The 15859-nt window shown below is 64.6% G+C and carries 13 protein-coding genes; 5 read left to right on the plus strand and 8 right to left on the minus strand.

What is annotated here, in order from left to right; translation table 11 throughout:
- Nucleotides 1-20: 20 nt before the first annotated feature.
- The 8 genes from dpaL to fadI all read right to left on the minus strand — a co-directional run bounded on the left by dpaL (nt 21) and on the right by fadI (nt 10653).
- On the minus strand, nt 21-1220 hold the full coding sequence (gene dpaL / locus E5E96_RS18955; RefSeq protein WP_171282845.1) for a diaminopropionate ammonia-lyase: 1200 nt from the start codon (nt 1218-1220) through the stop codon (nt 21-23).
- A 127-nt stretch (nt 1221-1347) separates the two neighbouring features.
- Nucleotides 1348-2535, minus strand: coding sequence for a knotted carbamoyltransferase YgeW (gene ygeW, locus E5E96_RS18960; RefSeq protein ID WP_171282846.1), 1188 nt, complete (start codon nt 2533-2535; stop codon nt 1348-1350).
- A gap of 428 nt (nt 2536-2963) precedes the next feature.
- Nucleotides 2964-4898: a sigma 54-interacting transcriptional regulator gene (locus E5E96_RS18965; RefSeq protein WP_171282847.1), complete on the minus strand. Its 1935-nt coding sequence runs from the start codon at nt 4896-4898 to the stop codon at nt 2964-2966.
- 215 nt (nt 4899-5113) lie between these two features.
- A complete protein-coding gene (locus tag E5E96_RS18970; RefSeq protein ID WP_171282848.1) occupies nt 5114-5998 on the minus strand; it encodes an AEC family transporter in 885 nt (294 codons plus the stop codon).
- Between the two features lie 11 nt (nt 5999-6009).
- Nucleotides 6010-6567, minus strand: a complete 558-nt coding sequence (locus tag E5E96_RS18975) for a YaeQ family protein (RefSeq protein WP_016350817.1) — start codon at nt 6565-6567, stop codon at nt 6010-6012.
- Between the two features lie 192 nt (nt 6568-6759).
- Nucleotides 6760-6900 carry a TIGR02808 family protein gene (locus E5E96_RS18980; RefSeq protein WP_005301193.1) on the minus strand — a complete coding sequence of 47 codons (141 nt, stop codon included), beginning with the start codon at nt 6898-6900 and terminating at the stop codon, nt 6760-6762.
- 295 nt (nt 6901-7195) lie between these two features.
- On the minus strand, nt 7196-9343 hold the full coding sequence (gene fadJ / locus E5E96_RS18985; protein WP_171282849.1) for a fatty acid oxidation complex subunit alpha FadJ: 2148 nt from the start codon (nt 9341-9343) through the stop codon (nt 7196-7198).
- Nucleotides 9343-10653, minus strand: a complete 1311-nt coding sequence (fadI, locus tag E5E96_RS18990; RefSeq protein ID WP_024945337.1) for an acetyl-CoA C-acyltransferase FadI — start codon at nt 10651-10653, stop codon at nt 9343-9345. Before fadI ends, fadJ begins: the two co-directional genes overlap by 1 nt.
- Before the next feature lie 193 nt (nt 10654-10846).
- Here fadI and E5E96_RS18995 point away from each other — a divergent pair, with 193 nt between their 5' ends.
- From E5E96_RS18995 to E5E96_RS19015, 5 genes are read left to right on the plus strand one after another with little or no spacing between them, the layout of a single operon-like run.
- Nucleotides 10847-11797 (plus strand): MoxR family ATPase, encoded by a 951-nt coding sequence (locus E5E96_RS18995; protein ID WP_171282850.1) that lies wholly within the window; start codon nt 10847-10849, stop codon nt 11795-11797.
- A gap of 34 nt (nt 11798-11831) precedes the next feature.
- Nucleotides 11832-12722, plus strand: a complete 891-nt coding sequence (locus E5E96_RS19000) for a DUF58 domain-containing protein (protein ID WP_171282851.1) — start codon at nt 11832-11834, stop codon at nt 12720-12722.
- A complete protein-coding gene (locus tag E5E96_RS19005; protein WP_171282852.1) occupies nt 12707-13303 on the plus strand; it encodes a DUF4381 domain-containing protein in 597 nt (198 codons plus the stop codon). The genes E5E96_RS19000 and E5E96_RS19005 overlap by 16 nt, the downstream gene beginning before the upstream one ends.
- The gene (locus tag E5E96_RS19010; RefSeq protein ID WP_171282853.1) at nt 13300-14313 is read left to right on the plus strand and encodes a VWA domain-containing protein; all 1014 of its coding nucleotides are present in this window, start codon (nt 13300-13302) and stop codon (nt 14311-14313) included. Before E5E96_RS19005 ends, E5E96_RS19010 begins: the two co-directional genes overlap by 4 nt.
- Complete coding sequence (locus tag E5E96_RS19015; RefSeq protein WP_171283256.1) at nt 14313-15812, plus strand: tetratricopeptide repeat protein; 1500 nt, start codon at nt 14313-14315, stop codon at nt 15810-15812. Before E5E96_RS19010 ends, E5E96_RS19015 begins: the two co-directional genes overlap by 1 nt.
- Nucleotides 15813-15859: the final 47 nt, after the last annotated feature.

Consider the following 15859-nt stretch of genomic DNA (forward strand, 5'->3'; position numbering starts at 1 on the left):
TGTCTCTGTTCTCGCAGGGATTAGTCGCAGGCGGGGTGCTTGCCTTCCCACACCACTTCCCGGTAATGGGCCACGTCGGTGTCCCCTTCGGTATTGATCACCAGCACCACCGACTGCTCATCGAGCCCCAGCCGGGCCATCAGCGCCGCGCGATCCGGGTGGTGGCGCACCGCCGCCAGCACGCCGGTGCCAACCGAGCCGGACTCGCCGGAGATGATGCGGGGATCATCGCCAAGGGGGTTGCCGAGCACTCGCATGCCGAGCGCCGAGACCTTATCGTGACAGGAGATGAACTGGGTGGTGCAGCCACGCAGCACCGGCCAGCCGAGGGGATTGGGTTCACCGCAGGCGAGACCGGCCATGATGGTGCGCATGTCGCCCCCCACGTTGACCATCTCCCCCGCCACGCCGGAGCGGTAGATGCAATCGGCCTGATCCGGCTCGACCACGATGCTGTGCAGGTTCTTCGCCCCGAAGCAGTCCACCAGATAACCGAGCACGCCGCCCGCCAGCGCCCCGACCCCGGCCTGCAACAGCACGTGGGTGGGCTGCTTGATGCCCATGGCCTGCATCTGCTCGACCGCTTCGTCGGCCAGGGTGGCGTAACCCTGCATGATCCAGGTCGGGATCTTGGTGTACCCCTCCCAGGCGGTGTCCTGCACTATGTACCAGCCGCGCTCCTCGGCCATCTTCATGGTCAGGCGCACGGTGTCGTCGTAGTTCATGTCGGTGACGATGCACTCGGCCCCCAGCGCCAGAATGTGGTCCACCCGCTCTTGCGCAGAGCCCTTGGGCATGTAGACCACCGCATGCTGGCCCACCTGCTTGGCGGCCCAGGCGACGCCACGACCGTGGTTGCCGTCGGTGGTGGTGGCGAAGGTCATCGGCTCCTTGATGGTGCGCTTGATGAGATCGAAGGTGAAATCCTCCACCGCCACCCCGTATTTTTCACAGAGCAGGTTGGCGATGGCATAAACGCCACCCAGCATCTTGAAGGCATTGAGACCAAAGCGTTTTGACTCATCCTTGACCAGAATATTCTTCACCCCGATATAGGCGGCCAGATCTCTCAAATCACACAAGGGGGTTGGCTCATAACCGGCCAGTTTTTTATGAAAGGCACGGGCCTTTTGTGCCTCGGCACGGGAAAACAGGGGCAGCGACTCACCGGTAAAGAAACGGTTATCGGCAATCTCCATCTTCAGGGAAAATTGGGACATGAATACCTCGCAAAGAGTCATCTCGCCGGGGATCATCGAGTGAAAAGCGCCCCGGGGAGAGAACCCGTGACAATAATTGCGTGATGACGACGGCCGGGCGGGACTTATTTCCCGCCCGGCCAGGCCATTATTTGACGCGTTTTTGCGCCTCTTTTATCAAGCCTTCGAGGGCGGCGCCCGGTGCCGAGAATTTACGGGCGACAATCATGGCGGCGATAATATAGGGCTTCCAGCTCGCCTCTTTATAAGTGGCGATCCGGTATTTCTCGAATACCCCTTCACTTACTTCCCCTTCCTTGCAGGAGACGCCGGAAATATCCGCCGGCAGGCAGTGCATATAGAGCGCCTCGCCCCCCTTGGTGAGGGCCATCATCTCTTCGGTGCAGTGCCAATCCTTATGCTTGGCGTTCTGTGCCAGGCAATGCTGCTCCAGCTCTTTCAGGCCCGCGTGATCGTTGACCCGCAGCAGCTCGGTGCGCTGCTCCATCACCTGATAGGGCGCCCAGGACTTGGGATAGACGATGTCGGCATCCTTGAACGCCTCTTCCATGGAGGTGACCTGGCGGAAACTGCCGCCGGAGGCCTTGGCATTCTCCTTGGCCACTTCGATCACGTCCGGGATCAGGTCATACCCCTCCGGGTGGGCCAGGGTCACATCCATGCCAAAGCGGGTCATCAGTCCGATGATGCCCTGCGGCACGGAGAGCGGCTTGCCGTAGCTCGGCGAGTAGGCCCAAGTCATGGCAATCTTCTTGCCCTTGAGGTTCTCCAAGCTGCCGAAGTGCTCCTGCAACCAGGCGAGATCAGCCATGGACTGGGTCGGGTGATCAATGTCGCACTGCAGGTTGACCAGCGCCGGGCGCTGGGGCAGCACTCCCTTCTCGAACCCCTCGTCGAGCGCGGCGCCCACTTCACGCATGTAGGCGTTGCCGGCCCCCAGGTACATGTCGTCGCGAATGCCGATGGCATCGGCGCAGAAGGAGATCATGTTGGCGGTTTCACGGACGGTCTCGCCGTGGGCAATCTGGGACTTGCCCTCGTCCAGATCCTGCTGGGTCAGGCCGAGCAGGTTGAGGGCGGAGGCGTAGGAGAAACGGGTACGGGTGGAGTTGTCACGAAACACCGAGATGCCAAGACCGGTATTGAACAGCTTGGTGGCGATGTTTTCGGCGCGCAGTCCCTTGAGGGCCTCCGCCAGTTTGAGCACCAACGCCAGCTCCTGAGGGGTCTGCTCCCAGGTCAGCAGGAAGTCTTTTTCATGCAGGTTGGACTTGAGTTCATTGATCTCTTTGATTAACTGGTTCACTGCTTTCATTGTTAGCCCCAATCTGTTGATGAGAAATGCATTGCTCCCCTTCCACTCACAGGTCACCGAAACAAGGGCCATTGGGTGAGTTCATCGGTCAGCGTCAAATAAGGGCAATCAATAAGCGTGCCAACGCATAAATAAGCGGGAAATAACCAGAAAAGGCGTCTTGAATGTGAGCCGGCGCACAGCCTTAAGCTATATGGCGCCCCGCCAAGGCAGGTGAGCCGGCTTATTTTCCAGCGGATGACTGAGCGCCACTGAAATAGCGCGAGAATAGGGCGAGAAGAGACCAAGCCGGCCCTGATAATTATCAGTCCGGCTATCACCAGAGCCTGCCAATTGATAGAAAGCGGGGTCACATTCTCATAATGATAACGCCGCAATTGTCGGTCGCGGCGCGGTGAAGCGGGGCCGCCAGGCGACCCGAAGCGGGCTCAGGCCTGCACGGCTATCTCGTACTTCTTTATCTTGCGATACAGGGTGGCGATGCCGATCCCGAGTGCCTGGGCGGCCAGCTTCTTGTTGCCAAGGCGCAGCAAGGTCTCCTCTATCATCTGCTTTTCCATGTTCTCCAGCCCGTTTTCGCCAAGTGGCAGCGCCAACCCGCGCTCTACCTGACCGGCGGCCGGCTCTGGCAGGCTTGCCTCTGGCGATGACCAAGGCGCCCCCGTGGCCGATGCCGGGTTGCCAGCGGCAGGGCTGAGCGCAGGGTCGGCCAGCACGCCATGGGAATAAGGGTCGGGCGAGAGCGGCATGCGCGCGATTTGCACCGTGCTGCGTGACGGCTCGTCCGCCCCGCTGCGCTGGTTGCGCAGGATATTGGGGGGCAGCAGGATGCTCTCGATCACCTCCCCCGCCTGCACCACGTTCACCAGGTACTCGATGAGGTTGCTGAGCTCGCGCACGTTGCCGGGCCAGCGGTAGCCCTCCAGCAGAGCCATCACCTCCGGGCTGAGCCCCGGATACAGCAAGCCGATGCGGCTGGTGTGCAGGTTGAGGAAGTAGTGGGTCAGCAGCGCCACGTCCCCCTCCCGCTCGCGCAGGGGCGGCAGGTGGATGGGAATGACGTTGAGGCGATAGAAGAGATCCTCGCGAAACTTGCCCTCGGCGATGTACTGCTCCAGATGCTGATGGGTCGCGGCTATGATGCGAATGTCCACCGGCACCGGCCGGCTGGCGCCGATGGGGGTCACCTCCCGCAGCTCCAGCACCCGCAGCAGCTTGGCCTGCATGGTGAGCGGCATGTCCCCTATCTCGTCGAGAAACAGAGTGCCCTGCTGGGCGGCCTGGATCAGCCCCTGCTTGCCGGTGCTGGAGGCGCCGGTGAAGGCCCCCTTCACGTAACCGAACAGCTCGCTCTCAAGCAGCTGCTCGGGGATGGCGGCGCAGTTGATGGCGATGAAGGGCTTGTCGCGGCGCGGGCTGAGCCGGTGGATGGCGCGGGCCACCACCTCCTTGCCGGTGCCGCTCTCGCCGCACACCAGCACGCTGGAGGGGCTCAGGGCGATGCGATGGAGCAGCTTTTTCAGGGCTCGCATCGGCTTGCTCTCCCCGATCAGCATGCTGACTCCCTCATCGGGCTCCAGCGGCTGACTCGGCGTGCCGTGGGACTGATGAAACGCCATCAGAAACAGCTGCTGGCCCTGCACGTGGTGCAACTGGCCGATGATCAGCTCCTGGCGATCCCCCAGGGTGACGATGTGTTGCAGGTGGCCGGTCAACCCCTGCTGGGCAAAGGTGAGCGGCCGCAGCCCTATCTCGCAGCCCAGCAGCGCCTCCTGCTGGCAGTTGAGCTGCTTGAGCGCGACCTCGTTGGCGTAGAGCACCTGGCTCTTCTCGTCGAGCAGCAGGCAGCCCTGATCCATGTGGTTCATCAGGCTGAGGAAGACCTTGTTGACCCCGTCCGACAGGCCGCGCGAGTCGAGCAGCTTGGCCACGAAGATGCTGGAGATGTGCTGCACATAGTCGCACACCTCCTGCAGGTTGTTGTTGAGACGGGCCTGCTGCTCCGGGTTGAAGGCCACCAGGCTGATCACCCCGATGCAGTTCTCTTCCACCATGATGGGCACCCCGAGAAAGGCCCGCTCCCGGCAGCTCTCCTTGCAGCTGCACCCCTCGCAGACCGGATCCTCGCTGGTGTGGGTGACAATCTTCTCGCGCTGATGCTCGATGACGTAGCGCAACAGGCGGGAGTCCCCCTCCAGCTGGCGACCGAAGAACTTGCCGTAAGGGCCGGTTCCCGCCACCCGCACCATGTTGGCGTCCACGATTTCCACTTCCAGTTGCAGCACGCTGGCCAGCATCTTGGCAAAGCGCAAAATGGTGGGCTGGATCTGCATCAACAAACATTGGTTACTGACGGACATCATGTTGTAAATCCCCTGGCTCCCACCCCGGGTGGGATTCATGCTGGCCAGATACTATGCCAATTCGATGGCAGCGACTTCGCCGAGGATCACGAAAAGGGAACTTGCACCCACCCCGCATCCCGGAGTGAGAGCTGGCGCAGAGTGAGGAAGAGAAAAGCCAAGGAGCAGGCCGCCCACATCATCTGCTGTGCGCGAAAACGGTGAGAAAGCACGCCTCAGCTGCCCAGATGCAGGGCCAGCCAGACTGCCAGCGGGATCACCAGGACCGAGAGCGCATTGCCGCCGAGCACGATACTGGCCACCTTCTCGGGCTGGCACTGGTACTGCTCGCACAGCATGTAGTTGAGCACTGCCGGGGGCAGCGCCACCGACAGCATCAGCAGCGGGATCCAGGCCGGTTGCAGCGGCAGCAGCCAGACCGCCAGCCCCAGGGAGATGCCGCCGGCCAGCAGATAGAGCAGGTTGCACTTGAGGGCGAGCCCCAGGTGATCCAGCTCCCCCTCCATCAGCCGAATACCCAGGGCAAACAGCATCAAGGGCACCGAGATCTGGCCGAGCAGAGAGGCGCTGGTCACCAGGTATTCGGGCAGCGGGATGTGCAGATTGGCCACCAGCAGGCCCGCCAGGGCGGCCCACAGCACAGGGCTGCGCAGCCAGAGCCAGCGGGAGGTGTTGGCCGAGAGGATGAACATGCCCACCGAGAAGTGGAGCAGGTTGGAGAGCACGAACAGTATGATGATGGCGCCCAACTGCTGCTCGCCGAAGGCCAGCACCATCAGCGGAATGCCGAGGTTGCCGGTGTTGCGAAACATGGCGGGCAGGATCAGGGCCGGTCGGCTGATGCTGCGAAGCCTGAGCAGGGAGAGCAGCAGCCCCGGCAGCAGGATCACCAGGGCCCCCGCCGCGATGAGCGAGAGGTGAGCCATCAGATCCAGCGGGTATTTGACCAGCGCCGAGAACACCAGCGCCGGAGTGAACAACTCGATATTGGCCCGGTTGACGTAACCCAGCGCGCAGCCCGGACGCAACCGGCCGTAGAGGGCACCGAGCCCCACCACCGCAAACACCGGAATGACGATATTGAGCAGCGCGCTGAACATGGGCGAGTCCTTTACAGTTCGCGGGCGGGGGTTCCCATCAGCAGCACGGGATCCAGAGTCACTTCCTGGCGGCCGTTGCTCACCCAGAGCTGACCATCGGAGATGGTGCAGGTGAGCTGCATGGTGCGCTCGACCATCTCGGTCAGCGGCAGGGTCTGGCTGTCGGAGAGCTCAATCACGGTGAGGTTGTCGTGCAGGCCGAGTTTGCCCTGGTTCTGCTTCCACCAGACGCTGGTGCCACGGCCGCCGTAGAGGTAGAGCACTACATGACGGGAGCGGTTGCACGCCTTCTTGAGACGGCGCTCGTCGGGCTGGCCGAGTTCGATCCAGAGTTCAATCTCGTCGGAATAGTTCTTGCGCCAGAGTTCCGGCTCGTCATCGGCGGAGAGGCCCTTGGTGAACTCCAGCCGCTCGGCAGCGTGCCAGGCGAAGGCCGCCAGCCGGATCATCATCCGCTCGTCGGTCTCGGAGGGGTGACGGGCCAGGGTGAGAGAGAAGTCCTGATACAGATTGCGATCCATGTCGGACAGGCTGAGCTGAGCCTTGAATACGGTTGCCTTGAGAGCCATAGAAAACCTTGAATACCTTGGGAAACGGGCCGAAACGAAAAACTGCGCGCCAGTGTAATCAAAATCGGCGGCCGGTTCGACCTCAAGCAGCACACATTTGGCCCCTGGAGCGCAGATAACTGCCTGCCAAGGCTCAAAAAACAAATGCCAGTCCGAAGACTGGCATTTGGCGGTATGAACGAAAGAAGCGGATCACTTCTCGGCGGACTTGACCCCGAAGGCATTGAGCAGCAAGCAGCAGGTCACTGCCACCGCCACAAACCCGCTCAGGAAGATAAAGGGCATGGCCCCGTATCCCAATACAGTCCAGATGGTTTGTTCAAGCAGACTCATTATGTGTCCTTCATCCAGTGAAATGGGTGTCCCTTTCGTGACGGGGTTATCCCCCCGTTCCTGATGATGCTATTTGACCCCAACCAGCGCCTGAGTCCTATGCCACCAAAGTAATAAATAGGGGGCTAGTTTGAGTTGGATCAACAATTTATCCCTTGCCGAGGAAAAATATGGACGGGATTCAACCAGTTGTCAGCCTGCTGCCCCCGCATTTTCCATCTCGGCGCCAAAAAGAAGGAGGCGACCCCGGGGTCGCCTCCTTGTCGGTTGGCCTGTTGCCGCGAGCGGCGCGCCCTCAATAGAAGCGCTGCTGCTCCGCCGCCATCGCCTTGAGGCGATCGCAGGGGGCGAAGCGGTCGCCGTAGCGCTTCTGGTAGTGCTCAAGGCGCCCCACCAGATGCTCGATGCCGAGGCTGTCCATGTAGCGGAACGGGCCGCCCAGGAACGGCGGAAAGCCGATGCCGAAGATGGCGCCGATGTCGCCGTCGCGAGCCGAGGCCACCACGCCGCTGTCCAGCGCCATGGCCGCTTCGTTGAGCATCATCAGCACGCAGCGCTCGGCCAGCTCCGCCTTGGCCAGCTTGGCCTGGGGCGAGATGCCCAGAACGCCGTAGACGCTCTCGTCCACCGTCTTCTTGCCCTCTTTGCCGGTGAGCTTGCTGCGCGGGGCCGCCTTGCCGTAAAGGTAGAAGCCCTTGCCGTTCTTGCGCCCCTTGCGATCGTTTTGCAGTAGCTTGTCAAAGGCCGCCGGGGCCTGGAACTGCTCGCCCCCCAGCTCTTTTTCGAGGATCGGGGAGATCTTGGCACCCACGTCGATCCCCACCTCGTCCAGCAAGGTGATGGGGCCGACCGGGAAGCCGAAATCGAGCAGGGCGCCGTCCAGCACCTCCACCGGCTCCCCTTCCAGCACCAGGCGCGCCGCCTCGTTCATGTAGGGCGCCAGGATGCGGTTGACATAGAAGCCCGCCTCGTCCTTGACCACGATGGGGGTCTTGCCCTGAGCGCGAGCAAAGGCCAGGGTGGTGGCGACCGTCTCGGCACTGGTGCCGGCGTGGGGGATGATCTCCGCCAGCGGCATCTTGTCCACCGGGCTGAAGTAGTGCAGCCCCACCACCCGCTCCGGGTGCGCCGCCGCCGAGGCGATCTGGTGGATAGGCAGAGAGGAGGTGTTGGAGGCAAACACGGTATGCTCGCCACACTCACGCTCCACGTCCTTCACCATCTGGTGCTTGAGGGAAAGATCTTCGAACACCGCTTCCACCACCATGTCGACCCGGTGGAAACCGGAGTAGTCGAGGGTGCCGGTCAGCAGGCTCATCTGCTTCTCAAGCTCGCTGCGCAGCAGTTGGCGACGCTTGAGCTTCTTGGCCAGGATGTCGTAGCTGTAGCGCATGGCATTGCCGATGCCGCTGCTGGCCACGTCCTTGATCCTCACCGGCACGCCCGCCTTGGTGGCGGTGACGAAGGCGATGCCGCCCCCCATCAGACCGCCGCCCAGCACGGCGGCGTGACCCACCGTGCGCGGTTCGGCCCCCTGATAGGTGACCTCCTTCTTCATCTCGGTGGTGGCAAAGAAGATGGAGCGCAGGGCAGCGGACTCGCTGGTCATCACCAGCTCGCCAAAGTGGCGGGACTCGGCGGCAAGGCCGGCCTGCATCCCCTCTTCCACCCCGATGCGCACCACTTCCAGGATCAGATCCGGGGCCGGGTAGTTGCCGCGGGTCTTCGCCTTCACCCCTTTACGGGCCTGATCGAACAGCACCTTGCGGCCAAGCTTGTTGGTCTCCAGCAGTTTGCCCTGCAGATCCCGCTTGAGCTCGTGACGGGGCTTGCCCTTCTTGGCCAGCTTGATGGCGGCCTCCAGCAGGATGGAGGGCGGCACCACGTCGTCCACCAGCCCCAGTTTCTTGGCCTGCTTGGCCCGCACCTGCTTGCCGGTCAGCATCAGGTCGAGCGCTTTGGCCACCCCGATGAGACGCGGCAGACGCTGGGTCCCGCCGGAGCCCGGCAGCAAGCCCAGTTGCACCTCGGGCAGGCCGAGCACCGTCTTGCCGTGATCGGTGACCACCCGGCCATGGCAGGCCAGTGCCAGCTCCAGCCCGCCGCCGAGGCAGGGGCCGTGAATGGCGGCGATCACCGGGATGGGCAGCGACTCGATCTCGGCGAAGATCACCTGCCCTTCCCGCGACAGCGACTCGGCATCCTTGGCGCTGCTACAGGCCGCCAGCATGCTGATGTCGGCGCCGGCGATGAAGGAGTCCTTCTTGCCGGAGACCACCACCAGGCCGATCAGCTCTTTATTGGCTTTCACCTCGGCCAGCACCGCGCGGATCTCTTCCACGAAGGCGGCCTTCAGGGTATTCATGCTCTCGCCCGGCACATCCATGGTGAGAATGCCGATGCCATCCTGGCGCACCGCCAGGGAAAAAGTCTTCTCGCTCATCACTCTACCTCCAACACCATGGCCACGCCGAGACCACCCGCCGCACAGGCGGTGTTAAGCCCCAATCCCCCACCCCGGCGCCGCAGCTCGTGCAGGGTCTGGGTGATCATGCGCGCACCGGTTGCGGCAAAGGGGTGACCAAAGGCCAGCGAGCCACCGAGGACGTTGAACTTGTCCATGTCCACCTCGCCGATGGCCTGATCGCGACCCAGCTTGCTCTGGGCAAACTCTTTGCTGGCAAACATCTTGAGGTTGGCCAGGGTCTGGGCGGCAAAGGCCTCGTGCATGTCGATCAGAGTCAGGTCGGCCAGCGTGATGCCAGCGCGATCCAGCGCCAGCGGGGTGGCGTAGGAGGGGCCCATCAGCATGTCCTGCCACACGTCGATGGCAGAAAACGCGAAACTACGGATATAGCCGAGCGGCTCGAGGCCCAGCTCGCGGGCCCGCCCTTCGCGCATCAGCAGCACGGCGGCGGCGCCATCGGTGAGCGGGGTGGCATTGGCGGCGGTGACGGAGCCATGCACCCGGTCAAACACCGGCTTGAGCTTGGCGTAGCTCGCCAGATCCGAGCTTTCGCGGATGTTGTTGTCTCGCTCCAGCGGCGCCTTGTAGGGAGGCACATGGGCGGTAAACACCTCGCCACTGAGCTTGCCATCGGCCCAGGCTTGGGCCGCCAGGGTATGGGAGCGGTGCGCCAGCGCATCTTGCGCCTCGCGGCTGATCTGGTGGCTCTTGGCCATCTGCTCGGCGGTCTGCCCCATGGAGAGACCGGTGGAGTACTCGGCCACGGCGGGCGGCACCGGCAGCAGATCCTTGACTCGCAACTGGCGCAGGATATTGAAACGCTGCTGCAGATTGCGGGCCTTGTTGAGATCCACCAGGGCGCGGGCCAGCTTCTTGCTCACCCCGATGGGCAGTACGGAGGAGGAGTCGGCGCCGCCAGCGATGGCGATGTCCACCGTGCCGGCCATGATGGATTCGGTGACGTTGGCAACGGCCTGGAAACTGGTGGCGCAGGCGCGCGACACGCTATAGGCATCGGTGCTGACGCTCATGCCGGTGCCGAGCACGATCTCGCGGGCAATGTTGGGGGCTTCCGGCATCTGTACCACCTGGCCGAACACCAGCTGGTCGATGAGCTTGGGATCGAGATCGGTGCGAGCGAGCATCTCGCTCACCACCAGTTTGCCCAGATCCACCGCAGGCACGCCGTGAAAGGCGGTGGCCTGCTTGGCAAAGGGAGTGCGCAAACCCGCCACGACGGCAATCCGTTCGCCCTGGCGAGTCGTCAGTTTCAATGGCTCTTTCATCCTGGCTCCTTGGTTAAACGAGAAGACTAAAGGGAGAGGTCTGACCTCATTGCGCCACATCTTAACAATCCACTCACAAATTTCATACGGCTGATTGAAACTAAATTGCCGCCATCTTGGCCCCCTCCCTCGCCCTTGTGCGCCAACTGGAGTATAAAAAGATCAACTTCTATGAAAACAACGGGTTTATTGCATGGCAGCGGCCGAGTTCAGAGCGCTTGGGGACTATCTGGGTAGTCAAATTCTGGGACAGGGCCCCCTCATCGAGGGGCTGCTGATCGCCCTGTTATGTGAAGGACATGTGTTGATCGAGGGTGCCCCCGGTCTTGCCAAGACCCGGGCCGTCAAGGCGCTGGCCGGCGCGGTGGAGGGGCGCTTCGCCCGCATCCAGTTCACCCCAGACCTGCTGCCTGCCGATCTCACCGGCAGCGAGGTGTTTCATCCCCAGGATGCCAGCTTCGTGTTTCAGCCCGGCCCCCTCTTCAACCACCTGGTGCTGGCGGACGAGATCAACCGGGCGCCGGCCAAGGTGCAGTCCGCCCTCTTGGAGGCGATGGCCGAGCATCAGATCACCGTGGGCAAGAAGAGCTGGCGCCTGCCGCCGCTCTTTATGGTGGCCGCCACGCAGAACCCGATAGAGCAGGAGGGGACCTATCCCCTGCCGGAGGCCCAACTCGATCGCTTCTTGCTCAAGCTGCTGGTGGACTATCCGAGCCCCGCCATGGAGCTGGCCATCCTCCAGCTCAACGCCCGCGGCGACACCCTGCCGACGCCGCCGCTCACCCTGAGCCAGGCCGATCTGCTGGCGGCCCGCAGCGCGGTGCAGGCCGTGCAGATGCAGGGGCGCCTCGAGCACTATCTGGTGCAGCTGGTCTGCGCCACCCGTCCGGGCAGCGGCCTGTGTCCGGAACTCGAACCCCTGGTCGCGGTGGGCGCCAGCCCCAGGGCCAGCATAGGTCTGGCCAGAGCGGCTCGCGCCAGAGCCTGGCTGGCCGGACGGGATTTCGTGCTGCCCGAAGACATTCAGCAGCTGGCGCCGGCCGTGCTGCGCCATCGCCTCATCCCCAGTTATCAGGCGCTGGCGGACAACCTCGACAACGAGGCGCTCATCACCCTGCTGCTGGATACGATCCCATGCCCCTGAGCCCGCTCGTTTCCTCTGTGCGGGCCCTGCTGCCATGACGAGCGCCGTCGATCCCCTCGCCCATCCCGATATCGCCATGCCGCTCGCCAGACTGCTGGCGATCAGGCTGTGGGCCCGGCAGGGGCCACGCTCGCGCATTCAACCAGTGGCGCAGGGCCGGCTTGGCCGTACGCCGGGGCTCACCTTTCGCGAGCTGCGCGCCTATCAGGCCGGTGACGAGGTGCGCCATATCGACTGGCGGGTGACCGCTCGTCTTGGTCGCCCCTATACCCGGCTCTACAGCGAAGAGCAGGATCAGGCCCACTGGCTGCTGCTCGATCTCTCTCCGGCCATGTACTTCGGCTCTTGCCACCAGCTCAAGGCGCGCCTGGGTTGCGAGCTGGCCGCCGCCCTGCTATGGCAAGGCGAAAAGCAGGCCAACACCCTGATCTGCCACGGCGTGGAGCCGCATCTGCAACACCAGCGCGGCCCCCTGGTGCCCTTGCTGGAGGCCCTCTGCCACCACTACCGGCTGGGGTTGGCGCGCACGCCGCCCCCCCACGCCCTGGCCCATACCCTGGCCCGGCTCAACCTGCCCCACGGCGCCAGACTGACCCTGATCACCGACCACAGCCCCCTCGACGAGGCGCTCTGCCGCCAGTTGCAACTGCTCGGCCGGCGCCACGACCTGCATTGCTGGCAAATTCGGGATCCGCTGGAGGCAGCCCTGCCCGCCCAGGGGCGTCTGGCGGTGCGCGCCGGCCAGCAGAGCGGCTGGCTCGAGGCCGGCGAACCGGGGTTCGCCTGGCGCTATCAAGCGGCCGCCGAGCAGTTGGCCCGCCAGAACCATCAGCAACTGCTGCCGCTGGTGCAGCGTCTCTACCGGCTCGACAACGGCCAGCCGCTGCAACGCCAGTGGCAGGAGGGGGCATGCCGCCAATTCTGAACTGGCTCGCCAGCGTCGTGCCGGGTAGCAGCGTCCCCACCTCGCCGCTGGCGGCCCAGCTGCGCGACATTCACCCCGGCCCGCCGCTGCAGCTGGCCTCTGATCCGCGCCTGCTGGGCTGGTGGTGGCTGCTGATCGCGCTGCTGGTCGGCGCCATGATCATCCTCGGCGTGCAGAGCCTGCTGCGTTATCACCGCTGGCGGCGACAGCTCGACTGGCAGGCCCCCGATCTGGTGCCCCAGCTGCAAGATGTATTGCGCGAGGCCGTGCTGCCCCGCTGGCCCGAGGCGGCCGTACTGCAAGGCGAGCCCTGGCTCGTCTTTCTTGATTCTCTGGGGCTCGATTCTCTGGGTCTCGATGCTCTGGGGGGCAGCCGCTTTCGCGAGCTGGCCCCGCACTGGTCTGCCTGGCTCTACGGTGGTCAGAGCCCGGATGCGCAGCAACGCCAGGCGCTGCGCCGGGCCTACCTCGCCTGGGGACGTCACTGCATCTGCCCGCCAGCCTGGTTGCTGGACCTGCGCACTCGCTGGCGGCGGGGGCGAACTCGCACCAGCGACGCGCGCGCAGGGAGACGGCCATGATCCTCGCCTGGCCCTGGTTTGCCCTGGCGCTGGTGTTGCCGCTGCTGGTGCGCTTTGGTCTGCCCCCCCGCCCCCGCGGCGCACATGATCCTGGCGTATTGACCCATGCCGGCTTTCCCCTGCTGCGCCCCCATGCCGGCCAGCCTCTGTGGCGGATGGCGCTGTGCTGGTGCGCCCTGGTGCTGGCGCTCTGCCGCCCCCAGTGGCAGGAGCCGCCTCAGGTGAGCTACCAGAGCAGCAGGGATCTCATTCTGGCGGTGGATCTTTCCGACAGCATGCGCACCCAGGACATGCTGGATGAAGGGGAGCAAAAAGACCGGCTCAGCGCGGTGCGCCAGCAGATAGACAGGCTCATCGCCGCCCGCCCTGGCGATCGCATCGCCCTCATCGTGTTCGCCGATCACGCCTACCTGCTCTCGCCCCTGACCCAGGAGACCAATGCCCTGCTCGGTCTGACCCGCGAGCTCGATTTCGAGCTGGTGGGACGCACCACCGCCCTTGGCGAGGCCATCCTGCTCGCTCGCCAGCACAAGGCCCCCGATCGCTCCACCGCCCTGTTGCTGGTCACCGACGGGCGCAACACCGCCGGCAGCGCCGATCCCCTCAACGAGGCCAAGCAGGCCGCTGCAGCAGGCATTCGCCTCTATACCCTGGGAGTGGGCGCCGATCCGGATACCTTTGCCGAGGCGATGACCCCCGCGCAGGCCCCGGCCCAGAGCGACCCCAGCGCCGAGCTCGACGAAGCCCTCTTGCAACAACTGGCCGAGGTGGGCCATGGCCGTTACTTCCGGGCGCGCACCCAGGGGGATCTCGAGACCATCAATCAGGCGCTGGATACCCTGGAGCCCGTCGCCACCGCGCAGACCCGCTATCGTCCCAACCAGGAGCTCTACCCCTGGCCGCTGGCGCTGGCCTGGCTGCTGCTGAGCTGGCCCGCCCGGTTACGCTGGCCGCTACGGCTGAGCCGCAAAGCCACTGTACCTGACAGCCCGTCCCGAGGCGCCTCATGATGGAGCTCACCCTGCTGCGCCCACTCTGGTTGCTGGCCCTGCTGCCCTGGCTGTGGCAGGGATGGCGCCGTCGTCGCCAGGCGCCGCTGCTGGCCCCCGCCATGCAGGCTTATCTGCTGCCGGGGCAGCGGCGCCACTTTCCCTGGCTCTGGCTGGCCTGCCTGCCGCTGATCCTGGCCTTGAGCGGCCCGGCGCTGCGCCAGCAGAGCCAGAGCGTTCCGAGCCCGGCCCTCGACATCTGGCTGCTGGATCTCTCCCGCTCCATGCTGGCCACCGATCTGCTGCCAGACCGGGCCACCCGGGTGCGAGTGTTGCTGCAGGATCTGTTGGCTGACCGAGCGCAGCAGGAAGCGACCCATCCCATCGCCCTCATCCTGTTTGCCGGGGATGCCTACCTCGCCATGCCGCCGACCCGGGATCACCAGGCCCTCGCCCTGCTGCTACCCGACCTGCGCCCGGCCATCATGCCAAGGCAAGGCAGCGCGCCCGAGCGCGCGGTGGCACTGGCGCTCAAGCAGATCCCCGCCGGCCAGCAGGCCCGCCTGCTGCTGATCACCGATGACCTGACCGCCCGTCAGGCCGAGCGGATCAAGGCGGTGTGGCCCTGCCAGGGCAGCCTCTTTTGCCACGCACAGGTGCAAGCGCGCCTCGACGTCTTGCTGGCCAATAGCGGCCAGGCCAGTCGCCTGCCCACCGCCATGGGCAGTGGCTTCGGTCGCGCCCTGCCGGCCCCCGACGTGGCCACCCTGCAACAGTTGGCCGGCGATCTCGGCGGTCAACTGCAGTGGCTGCAACAGGGGGCACCACGCTTTGCCCCCCTGCCCATGAGCCAGACCACAGGCGCGCACCAGGCCATGGATCTCGGTCCCTGGCTGCTGCTACCCCTGCTGCCGCTGGCGCTGCTGGCCCGCATTGGCAGCCTCTGGCTGGTGCTGGTGGGGGCGCTCTTGCTGACGCCCCCCTCCCTGCAAGCCAGCCCGCTATCGACGGCCATCCCGCCTGCTGCCCATGACAATCAGGCCTGGCAGGCCTTCTTGCAAAAGCGCTATCAGGAGGCCGCCCGCGCCTTTGCCGATCCCGTCTGGCAGGGCAATGCCTGGTATCGGGCTGGCGACTACGCCAAGGCGGCCGCCGCCTATGGTCGGGCCAGCACGGCCACTGCCCACTACAACCGGGGCAATGCCCTGGTGCAGCTCGGTCAGCTGGCGGCGGCAGAGCAGGCCTATCTGGCGGCGCTGGCGCTGGAGCCGAGCCATCAGGATGCACACTACAACCTGACCTTGCTGCGCGCCCAGCCGCCCGAGGCAACCCCACAGGCGCAGGATCCCAAGCCCATCGATGCCCCCGAGCAGGCCGCCACCCCGGATGCTCCCCTGCCTCCGTCACCTCCCGTCCTGCTGCTGGAGCAGCGGCTGCGCAAGGAAGATCAACGCAGGCGCCAGCAGGAGGCCGACCGCAGCCTCGCCCCTGGCACCTTGAAAGGAGAGGATCCCTGGTGAACAGCCTCTTCACTCGTTGCCATGCCCTGTGCCTGTTGCTGCTCTGG

Source organism: Aeromonas sp. 1805, from assembly GCF_013085525.1.
Lineage (GTDB): Bacteria > Pseudomonadota > Gammaproteobacteria > Enterobacterales > Aeromonadaceae > Aeromonas > Aeromonas hydrophila.